The sequence below is a fragment of the Ruegeria sp. HKCCD7221 genome (assembly GCF_013031225.1).
Taxonomy (GTDB): Bacteria; Pseudomonadota; Alphaproteobacteria; order Rhodobacterales; family Rhodobacteraceae; genus Ruegeria.
In genome coordinates this window covers 68,877-87,265 of record NZ_WPZE01000004.1, presented here as the reverse complement: position 1 = coordinate 87,265, position 18,389 = coordinate 68,877, and the positions used below count along the sequence as shown (strand labels likewise).

At 57.7% G+C, this 18,389-nt stretch carries 17 protein-coding genes; 7 read left to right on the top strand and 10 right to left on the bottom strand.

The window, feature by feature from the left end; translation table 11 throughout:
* Nucleotides 1-23: 23 nt before the first annotated feature.
* The 5 genes from fdhF to ychF all read right to left on the bottom strand — a co-directional run bounded on the left by fdhF (nt 24) and on the right by ychF (nt 7,242).
* Nucleotides 24-2,807, bottom strand: a complete 2,784-nt coding sequence (fdhF, locus tag GOX73_RS11525; protein WP_171134900.1) for a formate dehydrogenase subunit alpha — start codon at nt 2,805-2,807, stop codon at nt 24-26.
* Nucleotides 2,808-2,821: 14 nt separating this feature from the next.
* The gene (locus tag GOX73_RS11520) at nt 2,822-4,525 is read right to left on the bottom strand and encodes an NAD(P)H-dependent oxidoreductase subunit E (protein WP_171125767.1); all 1,704 of its coding nucleotides are present in this window, start codon (nt 4,523-4,525) and stop codon (nt 2,822-2,824) included.
* Nucleotides 4,526-4,610: 85 nt separating this feature from the next.
* A complete protein-coding gene (locus tag GOX73_RS11515; protein ID WP_171125769.1) occupies nt 4,611-5,492 on the bottom strand; it encodes a LysR family transcriptional regulator in 882 nt (293 codons plus the stop codon).
* A 151-nt stretch (nt 5,493-5,643) separates the two neighbouring features.
* Nucleotides 5,644-6,078 carry an ester cyclase gene (locus GOX73_RS11510; RefSeq protein WP_171121793.1) on the bottom strand — a complete coding sequence of 145 codons (435 nt, stop codon included), beginning with the start codon at nt 6,076-6,078 and terminating at the stop codon, nt 5,644-5,646.
* 66 nt (nt 6,079-6,144) lie between these two features.
* The gene (gene ychF, locus GOX73_RS11505; RefSeq protein ID WP_171125771.1) at nt 6,145-7,242 is read right to left on the bottom strand and encodes a redox-regulated ATPase YchF; all 1,098 of its coding nucleotides are present in this window, start codon (nt 7,240-7,242) and stop codon (nt 6,145-6,147) included.
* A gap of 197 nt (nt 7,243-7,439) precedes the next feature.
* Between ychF and GOX73_RS11500 the strand changes: the two genes are divergently transcribed.
* From GOX73_RS11500 to GOX73_RS11470, 7 genes are all read left to right on the top strand, one after another.
* Nucleotides 7,440-7,925: an acyloxyacyl hydrolase gene (locus tag GOX73_RS11500; RefSeq protein ID WP_171125773.1), complete on the top strand. Its 486-nt coding sequence runs from the start codon at nt 7,440-7,442 to the stop codon at nt 7,923-7,925.
* Between the two features lie 78 nt (nt 7,926-8,003).
* Nucleotides 8,004-8,795, top strand: a complete 792-nt coding sequence (gene trpA / locus GOX73_RS11495) for a tryptophan synthase subunit alpha (protein WP_171125775.1) — start codon at nt 8,004-8,006, stop codon at nt 8,793-8,795.
* Between the two features lie 162 nt (nt 8,796-8,957).
* Nucleotides 8,958-10,124, top strand: a complete 1,167-nt coding sequence (locus GOX73_RS11490) for an alpha-hydroxy acid oxidase (protein ID WP_171125777.1) — start codon at nt 8,958-8,960, stop codon at nt 10,122-10,124.
* A gap of 247 nt (nt 10,125-10,371) precedes the next feature.
* Nucleotides 10,372-11,031: a 50S ribosomal protein L25/general stress protein Ctc gene (locus GOX73_RS11485; RefSeq protein ID WP_171125779.1), complete on the top strand. Its 660-nt coding sequence runs from the start codon at nt 10,372-10,374 to the stop codon at nt 11,029-11,031.
* Between the two features lie 139 nt (nt 11,032-11,170).
* Entirely contained in the window at nt 11,171-11,863 is a 693-nt protein-coding gene (gene pth / locus GOX73_RS11480) for an aminoacyl-tRNA hydrolase (RefSeq protein WP_171125781.1), read from the top strand.
* 82 nt (nt 11,864-11,945) lie between these two features.
* The gene (locus tag GOX73_RS11475) at nt 11,946-13,109 is read left to right on the top strand and encodes a serine hydrolase (RefSeq protein WP_171125783.1); all 1,164 of its coding nucleotides are present in this window, start codon (nt 11,946-11,948) and stop codon (nt 13,107-13,109) included.
* A 9-nt stretch (nt 13,110-13,118) separates the two neighbouring features.
* On the top strand, nt 13,119-13,493 hold the full coding sequence (locus GOX73_RS11470) for a DUF2237 family protein (protein WP_171125786.1): 375 nt from the start codon (nt 13,119-13,121) through the stop codon (nt 13,491-13,493).
* A 96-nt stretch (nt 13,494-13,589) separates the two neighbouring features.
* Here the strand turns inward: GOX73_RS11470 and trpB are convergent, their stop codons facing one another.
* The 5 genes from trpB to rpsA all read right to left on the bottom strand — a co-directional run bounded on the left by trpB (nt 13,590) and on the right by rpsA (nt 18,168).
* Entirely contained in the window at nt 13,590-14,837 is a 1,248-nt protein-coding gene (trpB, locus tag GOX73_RS11465) for a tryptophan synthase subunit beta (RefSeq protein ID WP_171125788.1), read from the bottom strand.
* Nucleotides 14,838-14,926: 89 nt separating this feature from the next.
* Nucleotides 14,927-15,568 carry a phosphoribosylanthranilate isomerase gene (locus tag GOX73_RS11460; RefSeq protein WP_171125790.1) on the bottom strand — a complete coding sequence of 214 codons (642 nt, stop codon included), beginning with the start codon at nt 15,566-15,568 and terminating at the stop codon, nt 14,927-14,929.
* Nucleotides 15,569-15,577: 9 nt separating this feature from the next.
* Nucleotides 15,578-15,928 (bottom strand): lipopolysaccharide assembly protein LapA domain-containing protein, encoded by a 351-nt coding sequence (locus tag GOX73_RS11455; protein WP_171122323.1) that lies wholly within the window; start codon nt 15,926-15,928, stop codon nt 15,578-15,580.
* A gap of 6 nt (nt 15,929-15,934) precedes the next feature.
* Nucleotides 15,935-16,219, bottom strand: coding sequence for an integration host factor subunit beta (gene ihfB, locus GOX73_RS11450; protein WP_037310872.1), 285 nt, complete (start codon nt 16,217-16,219; stop codon nt 15,935-15,937).
* A 272-nt stretch (nt 16,220-16,491) separates the two neighbouring features.
* Nucleotides 16,492-18,168, bottom strand: coding sequence for a 30S ribosomal protein S1 (gene rpsA, locus GOX73_RS11445; protein ID WP_170462358.1), 1,677 nt, complete (start codon nt 18,166-18,168; stop codon nt 16,492-16,494).
* Nucleotides 18,169-18,389: the final 221 nt, after the last annotated feature.

Genomic DNA, 18,389 nt, shown 5'->3' with positions numbered 1-18,389 from the left:
GCCACTGGGACCGCCTTTTCTACCTATTCCGCCGCGATGGCGTCTTCGATTTTTTCAACGCGGATGGCCGAGAACTTGAACTCGGGGATTTTGCCATAAGGGTCAATGGCCGAGTTGGTCAGGATGTTCGCCGCCGCCTCGACATAGGCAAAGGGGACGAACACCATGTCCTCCGCGATTGCGCGGTCGGCACGCACCATGATCTCGATCGTCCCGCGACGCGTTGTCAGGCGGATGGTCTCGCCCGGTTCGATCCCCATCAGCCTGAGCGTGCGCGGGTTCATCGAACAGTTTGCTTCGGGTTCCACGGCGTCCAGAACCGTAGCGCGTCGCGTCATCGACCCGGTGTGCCAATGTTCCAACTGGCGACCCGTGGTGGCGATCATCGGATACTCCTCATCCGGGGCTTCATCGGGCGGGATGACGCTGGCCGGGGTGAATTTCGCCTTGCCGTCTGCACGCGGGAAGCCATCACCAAACACAATGGACTGACCCGGATCGGTTTCCGACAAGGACGGATAGGTGATCGTTTCACTCTCCAACCGGTCCCACGTGATGTTGTCGAGCGAGGCCATCGTTAGCTTCATCTCGGCAAAGACCTGAGACACATCGGTATAGTCCCAGTTCAGCCCGATGCGCTGCGCCAGTTCGACAGTGATCTTCCAATCCTCACGCGCCTCCCCCGGAGGGGTCACGGCGGGACGCACCCGCTGTACCTGACGGTTGGTATTCGACACCGTGCCGTTCTTTTCATAGAGCGCCGAGGCAGGCAGGATGATATCAGCATAATTCGCCGTTTCGGTCAGGAAGATATCCTGCACGATCATCAGGTCCAGCTTGGCCAGCGCGTCGCGGGCGTGGTTCACATCAGGGTCGGACATGGCCGGGTTTTCGCCCATGACATACATGCCTTTGATGTTGCCGGCATAGGCTTGATCAATGATCTCGGTGACAGTCAGCCCCTTCTCGTTCGAGAAATCGTCCGAGTTCCAAACGTCGTTGAACTTGGCGCGGACGCCATCGTCAGTCACGCTCTGGTAGTCCGGCAGGAACATCGGGATCAGACCCGCGTCCGAGGCCCCCTGCACATTGTTCTGACCCCGCAGCGGGTGCAGACCTGCGCCGGGTTTACCGACGTTGCCAGTCATCAGAGCAAGGCTGATCAGGCAGCGCGAGTTGTCCGTGCCGTGAATGTGCTGGCTGACGCCCATCCCCCAGAAGATCAGACCAGCCTTGGCCTGCGCAAAGGTGCGCGCGACACGGCGCAACTGATCCGGTTCGATGCCACAGATCGGCGACATCGCCTCGGGCGTGAAGGCGCGCAGATGCTCTTTCTCGGCCTCCCAGTTCTCGGTCCAGCGGTGGATGTATTGGCTGTCATAGAGCTCTTCCTCGACGATCACATTCATGATCGCGTTCAGCATCGAAACATCGGCCCCCGGGCGGAACTGCAGCATCTCATCTGCGAACTTCCGCATCCCAACGCCGCGCGGGTCCATCACGATCAGCTTGCCGCCCCGTTTGGTGAACTGCTTGAAATAGGTCGCGGCGACGGGGTGGTTTTCGATCGGGTTGGCCCCGATGATGATTGCCACATCCGAGTTTTCGATCTCGTTGAAGGTAGCGGTCACCGCGCCCGATCCCACGTTCTCGATCAGAGCGGCCACCGACGACGCGTGGCATAGACGGGTGCAGTGGTCAACATTGTTGTGCTTGAAGCCCTGACGGATGAACTTCTGGAACAGGTAGGCTTCTTCGTTGGTGCATTTGGCCGAGCCAAAACCCGCAACGCTGCGCGGATCTTCGTCGCGCAGAGCCACCAGTTTGGAGGCCGCAAGCTCCATCGCCTCGTCCCAGGTCGCTTCGCGGAAATGGGTCGACAGGTCCGACGGATCGACATTCAGCCCCTTCTCAGGCGCATCCTCACGCCGGATCAGCGGCGTGGTCAGGCGGTGCGGGTGGTGGATATAGTCGAAACCAAACCGGCCTTTGACACACAAACGGCCTTCGTTGGCGGGGCCGTTGATGCCCTCGACATATTTGACCTTGCCGTCCTTGACCTTCAGCGAGACCTTGCAGCCCACACCGCAGAACGGGCAGACGCTTTCTGTCTCAGAATCGTAGTCTTTGCTGTCACCTTTCTGCTGATCGTCAAGCACGGTAGCGGGCATCAGCGCACCAGTCGGGCAAGCCTGCACGCATTCGCCGCAGGCCACACAGGTCGAATCGCCCATCGGGTCGTTCTGGTCGAACACCACCTGCGCCGTATGACCACGACCGGCCATGCCGATCACGTCATTCACCTGCACATCACGACAGGCGCGAACGCAGAGGTTGCAGTTGATGCAGGCGTCCAGATTGACGCGCATCGCAACGTGGCTGGCATCCAGCAGCGGAATCTTTTCGGCCTCTTTCGCCGGGAAACGGCTCTCGCTTACATCGTTCAGCTTGGCCATGTCCCAGAAATGGCTGGAGGCGTCGTGCGCTTCTTCGGGCTGGTCCGCGACCAGCAGTTCCATAACCATTGCGCGAGATTTCTCGGCGCGGTCGCTGTCAGTCTTCACGACCATCCCATCCGCTGCAGGACGGATGCACGAGGCGACCAGAGTGCGCTCGCCTTCCACCTCGACCATACAGGCGCGGCAGTTGCCGTCGGGGCGATAGCCCGGCTGCGGCTTGTGGCACAGGTGAGGGATGGTGAACCCCTGCCCCTTGGCGGCTTTCCAGATGGTCCAGCCCTCGGGCACGGTGACATCTTCGCCGTTCAGGTTGAAGGTGACGGTCTTGGTTGGGCTTGCGTCTAGCATGGCTCTGTCTCCCCTCAGATTTCGTCGGCGAAGTGTTGCATCACAAGGCGGATCGGGTTCGGAGCAGCCTGCCCCAGACCACAGATCGAAGCATCGCCCATAACCTGGCACAGATCTTCCAGCAGATCGGTGTCCCACTTGTCGGCCTGCATCAACTTGACCGCCTTTTCGCAGCCCGCGCGGCAGGGCGTACACTGACCACAGCTTTCGTCTTCGAAGAAGCGCAGCATGTTCAGCGCCGCGTCGCGGGCGGTGTCCCGATCGGACAGGACCACCACGGCGGCGGAGCCGATAAAGGTGCCATGCGGTTGCAACGTGTCGAAATCCAGCGGGATGTCATCCATCGACGCAGGCAGTAGACCAGAGGATGGGCCACCCGGCTGATACGCCTTAAAGGTCTGGCCTTCTACCATACCCCCGGCAGCTTCGATCACGTCCAGAATGGTCGATCCGGCAGGCAGCAGGTAAACACCCGGCTTCGCCACACGGCCTGAGACCGAATAGCTCCGCAGGCCCTTGCGGCCATTCTTTTCTGTACTGTTGAGGCATTCCGGCCCCTCGCGGCAAACCTTTGTGACCCAGTACAAAGTCTCGACATTGTGCACCAAGGTCGGGCGGTTAAAGACCCCAACCTGCGCCACGAACGGAGGGCGGTGACGCGGCAAGCCCTTTTTACCCTCGATCGATTCAATCATCGCGGATTCTTCACCGCAGATATACGCGCCAGCGCCCCGGCGCAGGTCGATATAACCGGGCGCGACAATCCCGGCAGTTTCCAGCGCGGCGATCTCGCGGCGCAGAATCTCCAGCACCGCAGGGTATTCGTCGCGCATGTAGATAAAACAGGTCTCGGCCTCAACCGCCCAGGCCGCGATCAGCATGCCCTCAAGGAAGACATGCGGCGTGCGCTCCAGATAGTAACGGTCTTTGAACGTGCCGGGTTCGCCCTCGTCCCCGTTAACGGCCAGATAGCGCGGGCCTTCGTTCATACGAACAAAGCCCCATTTCTTGCCCGACGGGAAGCCCGCACCACCCAGACCGCGTAGGCCCGAGGACAGGATATCGTCCTGTACCTGTTCCCAATCACCACGATCGCGCAGCTCTTTCAGCTTGGCGTAGCCACCATTGGCCTCATACGCGCCAAAGTCCTCGTAATCGGGCAGATGTGCATGGGTGTCATCGGCGGCAATCGCGGCCTGCACCTTTTCAGGGGTCGCGCGGTCGATGTGGTTGTGACCGATCTCAAGCACAGGCGCGGTGTCGCAACGACCCATGCAGGGCGCTCGCACAACGCGCACTTCAGCGGGGTCCAGCCCGTCTTCCAAAGCCTTTTGCAACTTCTGGGCACCGGCCATTTCGCAGGACAGGGAATCACAGACGCGGATCGTCAGCGCGGGCGGAGGGGTGTCGCCTTCTTTCACCACGTCGAAATGGGCATAGAAGGTCGCGGTTTCATAGATCTCGGCCTGACCGATGCGCATTTCAACCGCCAACGCGGCTATGTGATCGGCGCTGATATGGCCGTGTTCGTCCTGAATCAAATGTAGGAATTCGATCAGCAGATCGCGGCGGCGCGGGCGGTCGCCCAGCAGGCGCATGATCTCGGCCTGTGCCTCATCCGTGAACTGACGGCCTTTGGGCGTATGCCGCCCCTTTCCTTTACCTGACTTCCAGACGCCCTTGGGTGCGCCTGATGGCTTGGTGTCTAATGGTGCCATGATGCCCTCCGATTAAGGCCCCGTGTCTCATCAGACTAGCATATCGTCAAATCGCATATTTTAATCGCACGATAACGACAGATTATCACCGCAATGAGGCGACCACCGTCCTCAGCGCCTCGACCGTCGGCAGTTCTGGATCACGGCTGAGGGTTGCCAGACAGATCGGTTTGCTGACCACTGGATCGACCAGAGGCAGCACCTTCGTCCCCTTCAGATCACCCAAAGCCCGCACCAACACGCGGGGAACAACCGTTGCTGCCAGCCCTTCGCGCGCCATGACCATCGAGGCGGTGAAACCACTGGTTTCAGCCACCACATGCGGGTGCAGGCCCTGTTCGGCAAAAATGCGATCCAGAATGCGCCGGTTCTGCATCTGCGGCTCAAGTAGGCTCAGGGGAAACTCGGCCACCTGCGCCCATGGGATCGGGCCGGAATCCTCGGTCATATGCGCTGGGACCAGCAGTACATAGGTTTCTTCGTACAAGGGCTGTACCTGTCGCAGATCGGTGCCGATACTGTCACCATAGGTGATGCCCGCATCCAGACTGCCTTCGTCCAGACGATGCTGAATGGCGGTCGCCGACATGGTTTCGATCCGCGACAGGATGCGCGGATGGGCCTGCTGCAAGCGTTTGACCAGGCGTCCAGTAAAGGCAATCGCGGTCGGAATCACGCCCAGGATCAGCGTCCCCGTAATCTCACCCTTGGATGCCTGCACCTGCTGTTCCAGCGCCTTGGTTTCATCCAGAATACGCCGCGCGCGCTGGACAATCATTTCGCCTTCTTCCGTCAGCCCCTGAAACCGATTGGCCCGCCGAACGATCGAGACACCCAGCCGATCCTCAAGATTGCGGATACGCATCGAGAATGCAGGTTGAGAAATCCCGCATTCCTCGGCGGCTTTGGCAAAGTGTTGATGCCGCGCCAAGGCGCTGAGGAGTTGCAGGTCGCGGATTTCTATCATTTGGGAACATCTCGGGTCACGGGCCAACCTGATATCACAGAACGATTTGCAGGAATAAGCGCAACTTTGAATATCCTTGCTGGTAACTTGACTGATTGTCCAAAACCCAGTTCCAAACGCAGTTTTCAGCCGCAAGTGACTGCGCCCAGACCTATCCGTTCAGATTGTTTTCCAACTGCTGCCTAAGAGAAACTTCATCCTGAAGCCCCCAGAACTCTGACAGCTTCCCGTCCTTGACTTTATAGATACTGATAATCTTGAACTCGACCTCGCTCCCGGTCGCAGGAACGCCCAACCAGTCGTCGGAATGAGTTCCCCTCAGCGTCTTATAGGCAACAACCTTTTCACCCTCAGCGATCAGCGCTTCGACCGAGGCATGTAAATCAGGGAAGGCCCTTAAGAAGCTTGCATATCCTTGCTTCAAGCCTTCGATACCCCCGACAAAGGCACCACCACCACTTGCCGTGTGGTCGATGAAATCCTCGGCGAACACCTCGCATATGGCATCAAGCGAATGGCCGTTCTGTATGTCGTCTATGTACCTTTGAACTACGGCTTTGTTGGCTTCGACTGTTTCGTTACCCATCGGAATAGAACCAAGTTTGGAAAACTCAGATTCAGATAGCACATTTACCGAAACGATTGCACTTCTTCACGTATTGAACAGGAAATGCATCACGTCACCGTCCTTGACGATGTAGCCCTTGCCCTCTGCTCGCATCTTGCCAGCCTCTTTCGCGCCCTGCTCGCCATTGGCGGCGATGTAGTCGTCATAGGCGATGGTCTCGGCACGGATGAAGCCCTTTTCAAAGTCACCGTGGATCACGCCAGCGGCCTGCGGGGCGGCGGTGCCGGTGCGGATGGTCCAGGCGCGGGCCTCTTTCGGGCCGACGGTGAAATAGGTTTCCAGGTGCAGCAAGTCGTAACCGGCGCGGATCAGACGATCCAGGCCCGGCTCTTCCAGCCCCATTTCCTCAAGGAACATCTGGGCTTCGTCGTCTTCCAACAGGCTGATTTCTTCTTCGATCTTGGCGCTGATGATGACGTGGGAATTGCCCTGCGTCGCGGCCATTTCAGCGACCTTGGCCGAGTATTCGTTGCCCTCGGCCGCTTCTTCCTCAGACACGTTGCAAACATAGAGCACCGGCTTGGTGGTCAGCAGTTGCAGCATCTTCCACGCCTTGGCGTCTTCGTCCGAGACCTCGACCAGACGCGCGGGTTTACCGTTTTCCAGCATCGCCTGCGCCTCGGCCAGCAGGCGATCTTGCTGTGCCGCCTCTTTGTCGTTGCCCTTCAACTTGCGCACCAGGTTGGCGCGGCGCTTTTCGATGCTTTCCAGATCGGCCAGCATCAGCTCGGTCTCGATCGTATCGGCATCGGCCACCGGGTCGACGCGGCCATCCACATGGGTCACATCGCCGTCTTCGAAACAGCGCAGCACATGGGCAATCGCGTCGGTCTCGCGGATATTGGCCAGAAACTGGTTGCCCAGCCCCTCACCTTTCGAGGCGCCTTTGACCAGACCGGCGATGTCCACGAAGGTCATTCGCGTCGGGATGATTTGTTTCGAGGACGCAATCGCCGCCAGCTTGTCCAAACGCTCATCAGGCACGGCCACGTCGCCCACATTCGGCTCGATGGTGCAGAACGGGAAATTCGCCGCCTGCGCCGCGGCAGTCTTGGTCAGCGCGTTGAACAGGGTCGACTTGCCAACATTCGGCAGACCCACGATTCCCATTTTAAAGCCCATCTCGGCCTCCTGAAGCGATACGACGGCGTCTTCTATTCAGGTAAGGGCAAATGCGCAACCCAACCGCTCAACTTGGTTCGAGTCCGATCTGCAACATCACAACCCTGTCAAAGTGCGTGTCTTGATCGCGACTTGATTTTGTTGACCAAACGTAATCATTGTCGGACTTATCGCGAACAGATTGACGAAGATGCATTATGAATTTCCTTCTTATTTTCACTGCTTTCTTACTTTCAGCGGCTACAGCACACGCTCAATCGGTAATCTTCGGAGCAGGCTACGCTGATTTTTCCGATAGCAATGGCGAGGATCAGGCCATCTTTTCGCTGGAATACCAGCACAATCCGTTTCACCAGGCCACCCGGTTCAGTGCGGGCTGGGGGGCAGCACTGACGGTTGATGTCGATGGCGACACGCATATCGGTGCGGGTTTGATCGGCGTCTACTCATTCTCGGACCGCTGGTTCGCCGAACTCAGCGTCCTGCCCGGCTATTACAACGCATCCAATGACAACAATGACTTGGGCGGCAGCTTCCAAATTCGCAGCCTTCTGGGTGTTGGCTACAATTTGGACAGCGGCAACGCTATTTCTCTGGCCGTAACGCACAAGTCCAATGCCAGCACCGAAAGCTTCAACCCCGGTGTGAATGCCCTGTTCCTCCGATATCACTACGGGTTCTAAGCCAATCTGGCCCGGCGGGATTGATTTCCGCGCAAAGTTTCTGCACATCAGGTTCAAACCTGTTTGCAAGGACTGCTGATGACCCGTATCGACGCCAAGTTTGCCGCTCTGAAGGCCGAAAACAAGAAAGCCTTTGTCGCCTACATCATGGCCGGAGACCCTGATTTCGATACTTCGCTCGAAATCGTGAAGGGGCTGCCGGGCGCAGGTGTCGATGTGATCGAACTTGGCCTGCCATTCACCGATCCCATGGCCGACGGCCCGACGATTCAGGCCGCCGGACAGCGTGCCCTGGACGGTGGTATGACCTTGCAAAGAACTCTGGATCTGGCGTGCGCCTTCCGCGAGACGGATGATACGACCCCCATCGTGTTGATGGGGTACTACAACCCGATCTACAGCCGGGGGGTCGACAAGTTTTTGGCCGATGCCAAGGTTGCGGGTATTGACGGGCTGATCGTCGTAGACCTTCCCCCTGAAGAAGACGAAGAGCTCTGCCTGCCTGCGCAGGCGGCGGGTTTGAACTTTATCCGTCTTGCAACCCCGACTACCGACGATAAGCGCCTGCCCCGCGTTCTGCAAAATACATCGGGCTTTGTATACTACGTCTCGATCACGGGGATCACAGGCGCCGCCGAAGCGCAAGCAACGAATGTCGGCCCCGAGGTCGCCCGGATTAAGGCAGCAACGGATCTGCCTGTCATTGTCGGCTTTGGAATCAATACACCCGAAAAATCCCGCGCGATCGCTTCTGTGGCAGACGGCGCGGTGGTTGGGTCCGCGATCGTTAGCCAGATCGCCTCGGGCAAACCGGTTTCCGACGTACTGAGCTTTGTAAAAACGCTGGCCGACGGGGCCCATTCGGCCTGAAAACACTGACAAACCCTAAGATAAGATCAACCGCGGCTGGCCTATACCACCCGCGGTTTTTTTGCGTTCCTTCGGCGCGGTAACGGACCGCAGACATGCGACGTTGCGGCGCCCCCTAATAATTGGTAAGAAAAAAGAACCAATTCAAAAGGCCAAAGCCAAATGCCAGTCATCACAAACATAGAAGACCTTAAACGGATCTACGAACGGCGCGTCCCACGGATGTTTTTCGACTACGCCGAAAGCGGAAGCTGGACAGAACAAACGTTCCGCGAAAACAGCTCGGATTTCGAAGATATCCGCCTGCGCCAACGCGTCGCCGTGGACATGGCCGGGCGCTCGACCGCATCACAAATGATTGGTCAAGACGTTGCGATGCCGGTTGCATTGGCCCCCGTCGGATTGACCGGGATGCAACACGCCGACGGAGAGATGAAGGCTGCCAAAGCCGCCGAAGAATTCGGCGTTCCCTTCACGCTGTCCACCATGTCAATCAACTCGATCGAAGATGTGGCCGAACACACGACAAAACCATTCTGGTTCCAGCTCTATACAATGAAAGATCAGGACTACGTCGGACGCCTGATCCAACGCGCAAAAGACGCGAACTGCTCGGCCCTTGTTATCACTCTGGACCTGCAAATTCTTGGCCAACGGCACAAGGACCTGAAAAACGGCCTGTCTGCCCCGCCAAAACTGACTGCAAAAACCGTCGCCAATCTAATGACCAAATGGGCGTGGGGCATTGAAATGCTGGGCGCGCATCGGCGGGAATTCGGCAATATCGTTGGCCACGCCGAAGGGGTGTCGGATGCTTCCTCACTCGGCGCTTGGACAGCGGAACAGTTTGACCCCAGCCTTGACTGGAAAAAAGTCGAAAAGCTGATGGAGCAATGGGGCGGCAAAGTGATCCTTAAGGGCATACTGGACGCCGAGGATGCAAAGATGGCAGCCAAGTTGGGGGCCGACGCCATCGTCGTGTCAAATCACGGTGGACGCCAGTTGGACGGGGCGCTCAGTTCAATCCGCGTTTTGCCGGAAATCATGGATGCGGTCGGCGGTGATGTCGAGGTTCACCTGGACAGCGGCATTCGCTCGGGCCAAGACGTGCTCAAAGCATTGGCTCTGGGTGCAAAGGGCACCTATATCGGCCGCGCCTTTGTCTATGGGCTGGGCGCAATGGGGCAAAAAGGCGTTACGACCGCGCTGGATGTCATTCATAAAGAGCTTGATACCACGATGGCGCTGTGCGGTGAGCGCCACGTTGGCGACTTGGGCCGCCACAACCTTTTGGTCCCCGAGGATTTCGGCGGTCGCTGGCAAGGCTGACCATCGGGTTTAGGGGGGCTCTGCCCCCGCCGCCCTTTAGGCGACTCCCCCGGGATATTTTTAGCCAGATGAAGCAGGAAACCTTCATTCATCTGGCCTTAAATATCCCGGAGCGCGAGGCAGAGCCTCGCAATAAAACTGATCCCGCAAAAAGCCCTTTCCAATTGCAGTGAATCAAGCTATGGACGCGGCTTCACGCGGGCATACAGCCTTGGAGGATGCCCGCCCTAACATTGGAGAATATATCATGGCTGGTGAGATTCCTGATCTCGTAGCTCTGGAACGGACGGGGACAGGCAAGGGCGCCGCTCGTCAAGCACGCCGCGACGGCATGGTTCCGGGCATTGTATTTGGTGGCGACAAAGAACCGCTGCCGATCAACATCCCGTTCAACGTTCTGTTCAAGCGCCTGAAAGCGGGCCGCTTTAAGTCGACCCTGTGGAACCTGAAGGTTGAAGGCCACGAAGACGTGCGCGTCATCTGCCGCGACGTACAGCGTGACGTTGTCAAAGACCTGCCGACCCATCTGGACCTGATGCGCCTGCGTCGGACCACCAAGATCGCGCTGTTCATCCCCGTTGAGTTCGTCAACGAAGAAGAAGCGCCCGGCATCAAGAAGGGCGGCGTTCTGACCGTTGTCCGTCCTGAAGTCGAACTGATGTGCACCGCTGGTGAAATTCCCGAGAAGATCACTGTTGATCTGACCGGTCTGAACATCAACGACGTTGTCACCATCTCGTCGGTTGACCTGCCTGCAGGCACCAAGCCAACCATCGACCGTGACTTCGTGATCGCCAACATCTCGGCACCGACTGGCCTGTCGTCCAGCGACGACGAAGAAGGTGAAGAGGGCGAAGTGGCACCTGATGAGGTCGAAGTCGTCGGCAAGGAAGAAGCCGAAGAATAAATCCGGACACGACGTTCCAGATTTTCCGGACGGGGCCCTTGGGTCCCGTCTTTTCTTTCGGCCTGAACGGGCTGGAAAACTGCCCCTGATCCATGCCATCAACCAATTGAAGTTCGGTGCGCAAAGTAAGGACGTGGGAATGAAGCTGTTTGTCGGCTTGGGTAATCCAGGATCAAAATATGCCCGAAACCGGCATAATATTGGCTTTATGGCTGTCGACAGGATCGCGGATGATCACGGTTTCGGGCCGTGGAAATCAAAGTTCCAGGCCGAAATTGCCGAAGGGCGGCTGGGCGGTGAAAAGGTTCTTGTGATTAAACCACAGACTTTCATGAACCGTTCGGGCCAGTCCGTTGGCGAGGCGATGCGCTTTTACAAGCTCGACTCGACCGACGTGACCGTTTTCCATGATGAGCTGGACCTTGCGCCAGGCAAAGTTCGGGTCAAAGCAGGTGGAGGGCATGCTGGCCATAATGGGCTGCGCTCGATCCACGAACATATCAGCCCGGCTTATGACCGGGTGCGACTGGGGATCGGTCATCCCGGGCGCAAGGAAATGGTCTCACCTTATGTTTTGGGTGACTTCGCCAAGGCCGACAGCGACTGGTTGGATGACGTCCTGCGTGGTGTGTCCGACGGTGCTGGACATCTGGCTGACGGAGAGGGCGGCAAGTTCATGAACGCTGTCGCCTTGCGCACAGCCCCGCCACGGTCTTCAAAGTCCCCCTCTGAGCCTGCCAAGCCGACTGCGAAGCCGATTTCACAACCAGATTCACAGCCGACACGCGACGACCGATCGGCCATGCAACGGCTGTTGGACAAATTCAAATAGACACACTGACATTGCCGCAACGTACCATTTGCGGATCCCACCCAATCGCGTTCCAATACCACCCGAATATGGGAGGAAATGGATGAGAACCTTTTTGAAATGGGTGCTGCGCATCGTTTTGATGCTAGTGCTAGCCTCGGCTGTTGTTGGCTTCTGGAAACGCGAAGAAATCCAACGCCTTATGGCCGTCAACTCCTTGTTCTCTGAGGACAAGATCGTCCACAATTTCTCTCATATGGACGAAGCCTTCCTAAAGGTGGACTTGCCACGTGGGGACGGCCCAACTTGGGAGCTGCCTTACGGGCCGGGCTTCGATTTGCCCGAAGGCACCGACGGCTGGATCGAGGACCGCACCGTAACATCTTTGCTGGTGATGCAGGATGGGCAGATCCGGTTCGAGGAATATTATTTGGACACCGGGCCGGATGATCGGCGCATTTCGTGGTCGGTCGCTAAAAGCTATCTCTCTTCCCTGTTGGGTATCCTTCTGGCCGAAGGTGCAATCGACTCGCTTGATGACCCGGTCACAAAATACGCACCGGACTTGGAAGGCTCGGCCTATGACGGTGCCACGATACGCAATGTGTTGAACATGGCCAGTGGCGTGACGTTCAACGAGGACTATCTGGATTACGATTCCGACATTAACCGGATGGGCCGGGTGCTTGCGCTGGGTGGCGAGCTGGACGACTTTGCAGCCTCGCTCCAGGACAGCTTCACCACACCCGGGGAAACCTGGCAGTATGTCTCGATTGATACGCATGTCATCGGAATGGTGATCCGTGGCGCCACCGGACGCAGCGTTGCTGAATTGCTGACGGATCGGATCTTGCAACCGCTCGGGCTGGAGCAGGATGGCTATTACGTGACGGACGGCGCTGGGGTCGCGTTCGTGTTGGGTGGGCTGAATTTCACCACCCGCGACTTTGCCCGATTTGGGCAGGTTGTTTTGCAGAATGGGTCACATAATGATCAGCAACTTATCCCTGCCGAATGGATCGCCGAAGCGGTCGCGCCCAGCGCACCGACTGAGGCAGGGAAAATCGGATATGGCTATCAATGGTGGATCCCGGTCGGCGCGCATGAGGGAGAGTTTCTGGCTCGTGGTGTTTACGGCCAATATATCTATTTCGACCAAGCCCGCGATGTTCTGATCGTTTCAACCGGGGCAGACCGCAACTTTCGCGATGCGGGCGTGAACGAAGAAAATATCGAAATGTTCCGCAAAATTGCGCAAAGCCTGTAAGATGGCGTCATGCAGAAGCAGGACAGCATAAATGTGCTGAGGGGTGTTCTGGCTCCCTGCTCGCGCGATCCCCTGACCGGTTTTTTCCGGGACGGGGCGTGCAACACCTGCCCCGAGGATCAGGGCAGCCACACTGTTTGCGCAGTCATGACAGCCGAGTTTCTCGCGTATTCGAAATATGTTGGAAACGACCTGAGCACGCCACGCCCCGAGTTCGACTTTGCGGGTCTCAAACCGGGCGATAGCTGGTGCCTGTGCGCCGGGCGGTTCCTCCAAGCCTATGACGAAGGTTGCGCGCCCATGGTGCATCTTGAAGCAACACATCAAAGGGCGTTGGACGTTGTGCCGCTACGCGTCTTACAGGAGAAGGCGGCACTAGACTAACGGGTCAGGCAAGGATCTCCTGCCCCACCTATACGAGCTCCGGGTTCAAAAACGGCGCTGCCAAATGGCGCGCCGTTTCTTAGTCGAACCAAAAGGTTAATCTGCCGTGCGTCCTTCGGTATCCGACATATCGAAATTCAGATACTTGGCCACGGTCTGTACATCCTTGTCGCCGCGTCCGCACATGTTCATGCAGATCAGGTGATCTTTGGGTAGTTCCGGCGCAATCTTCATCACATGGGCAAGCGCGTGGCTGGGTTCAAGCGCGGGAATAATGCCTTCGGTCGCGCAGCACAGTTGGAACGCCTCCAACGCCTCTTTATCGGTGATCGAGACATAGCTGGCGCGGCCAATGTCATTCAACCACGAATGTTCCGGTCCGATACCGGGGTAATCCAAACCGGCCGAAATCGAATAGCCCTCAAGAATCTGCCCGTCATCATCCTGCAGCAGATAGGTGCGGTTACCGTGCAGCACGCCGGGGCGACCGCCGGTCAGCGACGCGCAATGTTCCATTTTTTCATTGACGCCTTTACCACCAGCCTCAACACCAATGATGTTGACGGATTTGTCGTCAAGGAACGGATAGAACAGCCCCATCGCGTTCGACCCACCGCCGATGGCGGCGATGATCGTGTCGGGCAGACGGCCTTCGGCCTTGTGCATCTGTTCCTTGGCTTCCTTGCCGATGATCGACTGGAAGTCACGGACCATCGCCGGGTATGGGTGCGGACCGGCCACGGTGCCGATGCAATAGAACGTGTCGCGCACATTGGTCACCCAGTCGCGCAGCGCGTCATTCATCGCGTCTTTCAACGTACCACGGCCTGAGGTCACCGGAATCACCTCGGCGCCCAGCAGGCGCATACGGAACACGTTTGGCGCCTGACGCTGCACGTCATGGGCGCCCATATAAACCACGCATTTTAGGCCGAATTTGGCGCAGACGGTGGCAGTGGCCACGCCGTGCTGCCCTGCCCCGGTTTCGGCGATGATCCGGGTCTTGCCCATGCGCCGCGCCAGAATGATCTGACCCAGCACGTTGTTGATCTTATGCGCGCCAGTATGGTTCAGCTCATCACGTTTCAGGTAAATCTTGGCTCCGCCCAGATGCTGCGTCAGACGTTCCGCGAAATACAGCGGCGAGGGTCGACCCACATAGTTGGCCCACAAATCGTCCATCTCGGCCCAGAAGGTCGGATCATCCTTGGCCTTCTCATATTCCTCTTCCAGCGACAGGATCAGAGGCATCAGCGTCTCGCTGACAAATCGCCCTCCGAATATGCCGAAACGTCCCTGTTCGTCGGGGCCGGACATAAAGGAATTGAAAAGATCGTTGGCCATGGCTGTCTCCATCGTCGTACCCGTTGTTCATAGGAGGTAGCTGCGGGATTTGCCATGGCAAAACGTACGTCGCGACACCCAGAGCGGCGCTATTGAGCGGCCTTAATGAACGCGCTGATCAGGGCAGGGTCCTTGACACCCGGCGCGCTTTCCACGCCGGAGGCCACATCAACCTGACGCGCGCCCGTCATGCGGATCGCTTCGGCCACGTTGTCCGGGTTCAGACCACCTGCCAGCATCCACGGTTTGCGCCAATACTTGCGTCCGGCCAACAACCGCCAATCAAAGGCCAGCCCATTGCCGCCTGGCAAGACCGCATTCTTGGGCGGCTTGGCGTCAATCAAAAGCTGATCGGCAACGTCGCTGTATTCGTCGATTGCGGCCAAATCTTCGGCATCGGCTACCCCGATCACCTTAATCACAGGCAAACCATAGCGCGCTTTGATTTCACGCACACGGTCAACGCTTTCGGACCCGTGCAACTGCAACATATCAAACGGGGCCGCCCCGGTGATACTGTCCAGTTCCTCGTCCGAAGCGTTCACCACCAAGGCCACTTTAGCCACACCAACCGGCACGGCCTGCATTAACGCGGCCGCTTGCGCGGGCGAGACATAGCGGGGGGACTTCAGGAAAAAATTGAACCCAAGGTACCGTGCCCCGGCCTCGGCCGCTGCGCGCACGTGATCAGGTGCGGTCAGGCCGCAGATTTTGACGGAAATTTCCGGCATCAGATGGCCTCAGCTGGCTTCGTCCAGCAGCGCAAGAACTTCGTCTTTACCTTCGTTCTGCTTTTTCTTGAGCTTTTTGACCTCACGCTCAAGCTTGCGGACTTCGCTTGTCTTGGCAGTTGCATCGCGGCGGTGCTTGTGCTCACGCAGCCATTCCCACAGGAAACCAATGACAAGGCCAGCAACCACGCCGCCCAGAACCACAAGGAACAATGGCAGCGACGCACTGAAATTGAAGCCAAGCAGATCGGCAAAGGCCTGTGGCATCAGCGTCAATTCCACGGTTTCGCGGTTGGCAAGAGAAACCGAAATCAGAACGATCCCGAGGATCGCCAGAAAAGCATATCGAAGGTAGCGCATCATGGCCTAGGCTTTACCGTTCAAACGATCCCTTAGCAACTTGCCCGTCTTGAAAAATGGAACACATTTTTCTTCAACCTGAACAGTTTCACCCGTTCTGGGATTGCGGCCCACGCGGGCATCGCGCTGCTTGACCGAAAACGCGCCAAATCCGCGCAGTTCAACGCGATCGCCACGCGCCATGGCATCCGTAACTTCTTCGAACACGGTATTCACGATACGCTCAACATCACGCTGATAGAGATGCGGATTTTCGTCGGCAATTTTCTGAATCAGTTCTGAACGGATCATGTGCGCTACCCTCCCAGGCGACCGGTTAACCATGTCTACTAATCTGGGCAGTATAGAAAGAAACCCGGATTGGGGGAATGTTGACTCTGGGCGCAAAGCCTTAATTTTGCTTAAAACTCACACGATTTTTTGCTGGTTTACAGGAAATGGGCTCGAATTGAGAGCGTGATGCGCAAACTGATCGCAAATTTTGGAACATATTGATTCGCAACAAAAACGGCCCCGCGCATATGCGCGAGGCCGTGAATTAGGTTTTGGCTGATGACCGGGGCTTAGTCGCCGGACTTCAGCGCTGCACCCAGAATGTCGCCCAGCGATGCGCCCGAGTCGGAAGAACCGTACTGTTCCACGGCCTCTTTCTCTTCTGCGATCTCGCGTGCTTTGATCGACAGGCCCAGACGGCGGGTCTTGCTGTCGACGTTGGTGACGCGGACGTCGACCTTGTCGCCAGTGTTGAAACGCTCGGGGCGCTGCTCGGCACGGTCACGCGACAGGTCCGAACGGCGGATGAAGGATTTCATGCCTTCATACTCGACCTCGATACCGCCATCTTCGATTGCGGTAACTTCAACGGTGATGACCGAGCCACGTTTCACGCCGCCCACGGCTTCGGCGAACTTGTCACCGCCCAGTGCTTTGATCGACAGAGAGATACGCTCTTTTTCGACGTCAACTTCCGAAACGACGGCCGAAACCATGTCGCCTTTGCGGTAGTTCTGGATCGCGTCTTCACCGCGCTCGTCCCAAGACAGGTCGGACAGGTGTACCATGCCGTCGATGTCGCCTTCGAGACCAATGAACAGACCGAATTCGGTGATGTTCTTGACTTCGCCTTCGACCTCGGTGCCCTCGGGGTGTGTTTCTGCAAACACTTCCCATGGGTTGCGCATGGTCTGCTTCAGGCCCAGAGACACGCGACGCTTCGCGCCGTCGATTTCCAGAACCATGACGTCGACTTCCTGGCTGGTCGAAACGATCTTGCCGGGGTGGACGTTTTTCTTGGTCCAGGACATCTCGGACACGTGCACCAGACCTTCGACACCGGCTTCCAGCTCGACGAACGCGCCGTAGTCGGTGATGTTGGTGACACGACCCTGATGGACCGAGCCCAGCGGGTATTTTGCAGCAACCAGATCCCACGGATCTTCCTGCAGCTGCTTCATGCCCAGGCTGATGCGGTGGGTCTCTTTGTTGATCTTGATGACCTGAACCTTGATGGTTTCGCCGATCGTCAGGATCTCGGACGGGTGGTTCACACGACGCCATGCCATGTCGGTGACGTGCAGCAGGCCGTCGACGCCGCCCAAGTCAACGAACGCACCGTATTCGGTGATGTTCTTGACAACACCCTCGACGGTCTGACCTTCGGACAAGTTGCCGATAACTTCGGCACGCTGTTCGGCACGCGATTCTTCCAGGATTGCGCGGCGCGAAACAACGATGTTGCCACGACGACGGTCCATTTTCAGAATCTGGAACGGCTGCTTCAGACCCATCAGCGGGCCAGCGTCGCGCACAGGGCGAACATCAACCTGCGAGCCGGGCAGGAACGCAACTGCGCCACCCAGATCGACGGTGAAGCCACCTTTGACGCGACCAAAGATAGCACCTTCGACGCGCTGGTCGTCGGCATATGCTTTTTCCAGACGGTCCCATGCCTCTTCACGGCGGGCCATCTCGCGCGAGATGACAGCTTCGCCACGGGCGTTTTCTGCGGCGCGCAGGTAAACTTCAACCTCGTCACCTACAGCGATTTCGGGGGCTTCGCCGGGATTTGCGAATTCTTTCAGATCAACGCGGCCTTCCATTTTGTAGCCTACGTCGATGATGGCTTGGCCGGCTTCGATAGCCAGAACCTTGCCTTTGACAACAGAACCCTCTTCGGGTGTGTCCATTTCGAAGCTTTCATTAAGGAGGGCTTCGAATTCCTCCATGGATGCGTTAGCCATGTGGCGTTGTTTTCCTTTACAGTACGTTTTTGCTGGCCGAGCGGTTGTCTCCGCCGGTCTTAGTGGATTGGTCAGACGACCTGACATATGCCGCAAAACAAAGAGGGCCGGTTGTTTCCGACCCTGCTCGTCTCATTGTTTTATGGCTCAAATCGCCTTGTCGACGCGCGCTATATAGCGGGTTCGCCAAGGCGCTGCAAGTTATAACGGGCGATACGCGC

Excerpts from the sequence above, each read along its gene's own strand:
- fdhF (WP_171134900.1), bottom strand. The coding sequence starts at position 2,807 with ATGCTAGACGCAAGCCCAACCAAGACCGTCACCTTCAACCTGAACGGC.
- GOX73_RS11520 (WP_171125767.1), bottom strand. The coding sequence starts at position 4,525 with ATGGCACCATTAGACACCAAGCCATCAGGCGCACCCAAGGGCGTCTGG.
- GOX73_RS11515 (WP_171125769.1), bottom strand. The coding sequence starts at position 5,492 with ATGATAGAAATCCGCGACCTGCAACTCCTCAGCGCCTTGGCGCGGCAT.
- GOX73_RS11510 (WP_171121793.1), bottom strand. The coding sequence starts at position 6,078 with ATGGGTAACGAAACAGTCGAAGCCAACAAAGCCGTAGTTCAAAGGTAC.
- ychF (WP_171125771.1), bottom strand. The coding sequence starts at position 7,242 with ATGGGCTTTAAAATGGGAATCGTGGGTCTGCCGAATGTTGGCAAGTCG.
- GOX73_RS11500 (WP_171125773.1), top strand. The coding sequence starts at position 7,440 with ATGAATTTCCTTCTTATTTTCACTGCTTTCTTACTTTCAGCGGCTACA.
- trpA (WP_171125775.1), top strand. The coding sequence starts at position 8,004 with ATGACCCGTATCGACGCCAAGTTTGCCGCTCTGAAGGCCGAAAACAAG.
- GOX73_RS11490 (WP_171125777.1), top strand. The coding sequence starts at position 8,958 with ATGCCAGTCATCACAAACATAGAAGACCTTAAACGGATCTACGAACGG.
- GOX73_RS11485 (WP_171125779.1), top strand. The coding sequence starts at position 10,372 with ATGGCTGGTGAGATTCCTGATCTCGTAGCTCTGGAACGGACGGGGACA.
- pth (WP_171125781.1), top strand. The coding sequence starts at position 11,171 with ATGAAGCTGTTTGTCGGCTTGGGTAATCCAGGATCAAAATATGCCCGA.
- GOX73_RS11475 (WP_171125783.1), top strand. The coding sequence starts at position 11,946 with ATGAGAACCTTTTTGAAATGGGTGCTGCGCATCGTTTTGATGCTAGTG.
- GOX73_RS11470 (WP_171125786.1), top strand. The coding sequence starts at position 13,119 with ATGCAGAAGCAGGACAGCATAAATGTGCTGAGGGGTGTTCTGGCTCCC.
- trpB (WP_171125788.1), bottom strand. The coding sequence starts at position 14,837 with ATGGCCAACGATCTTTTCAATTCCTTTATGTCCGGCCCCGACGAACAG.
- GOX73_RS11460 (WP_171125790.1), bottom strand. The coding sequence starts at position 15,568 with ATGCCGGAAATTTCCGTCAAAATCTGCGGCCTGACCGCACCTGATCAC.
- GOX73_RS11455 (WP_171122323.1), bottom strand. The coding sequence starts at position 15,928 with ATGCGCTACCTTCGATATGCTTTTCTGGCGATCCTCGGGATCGTTCTG.
- ihfB (WP_037310872.1), bottom strand. The coding sequence starts at position 16,219 with ATGATCCGTTCAGAACTGATTCAGAAAATTGCCGACGAAAATCCGCAT.
- rpsA (WP_170462358.1), bottom strand. The coding sequence starts at position 18,168 with ATGGCTAACGCATCCATGGAGGAATTCGAAGCCCTCCTTAATGAAAGC.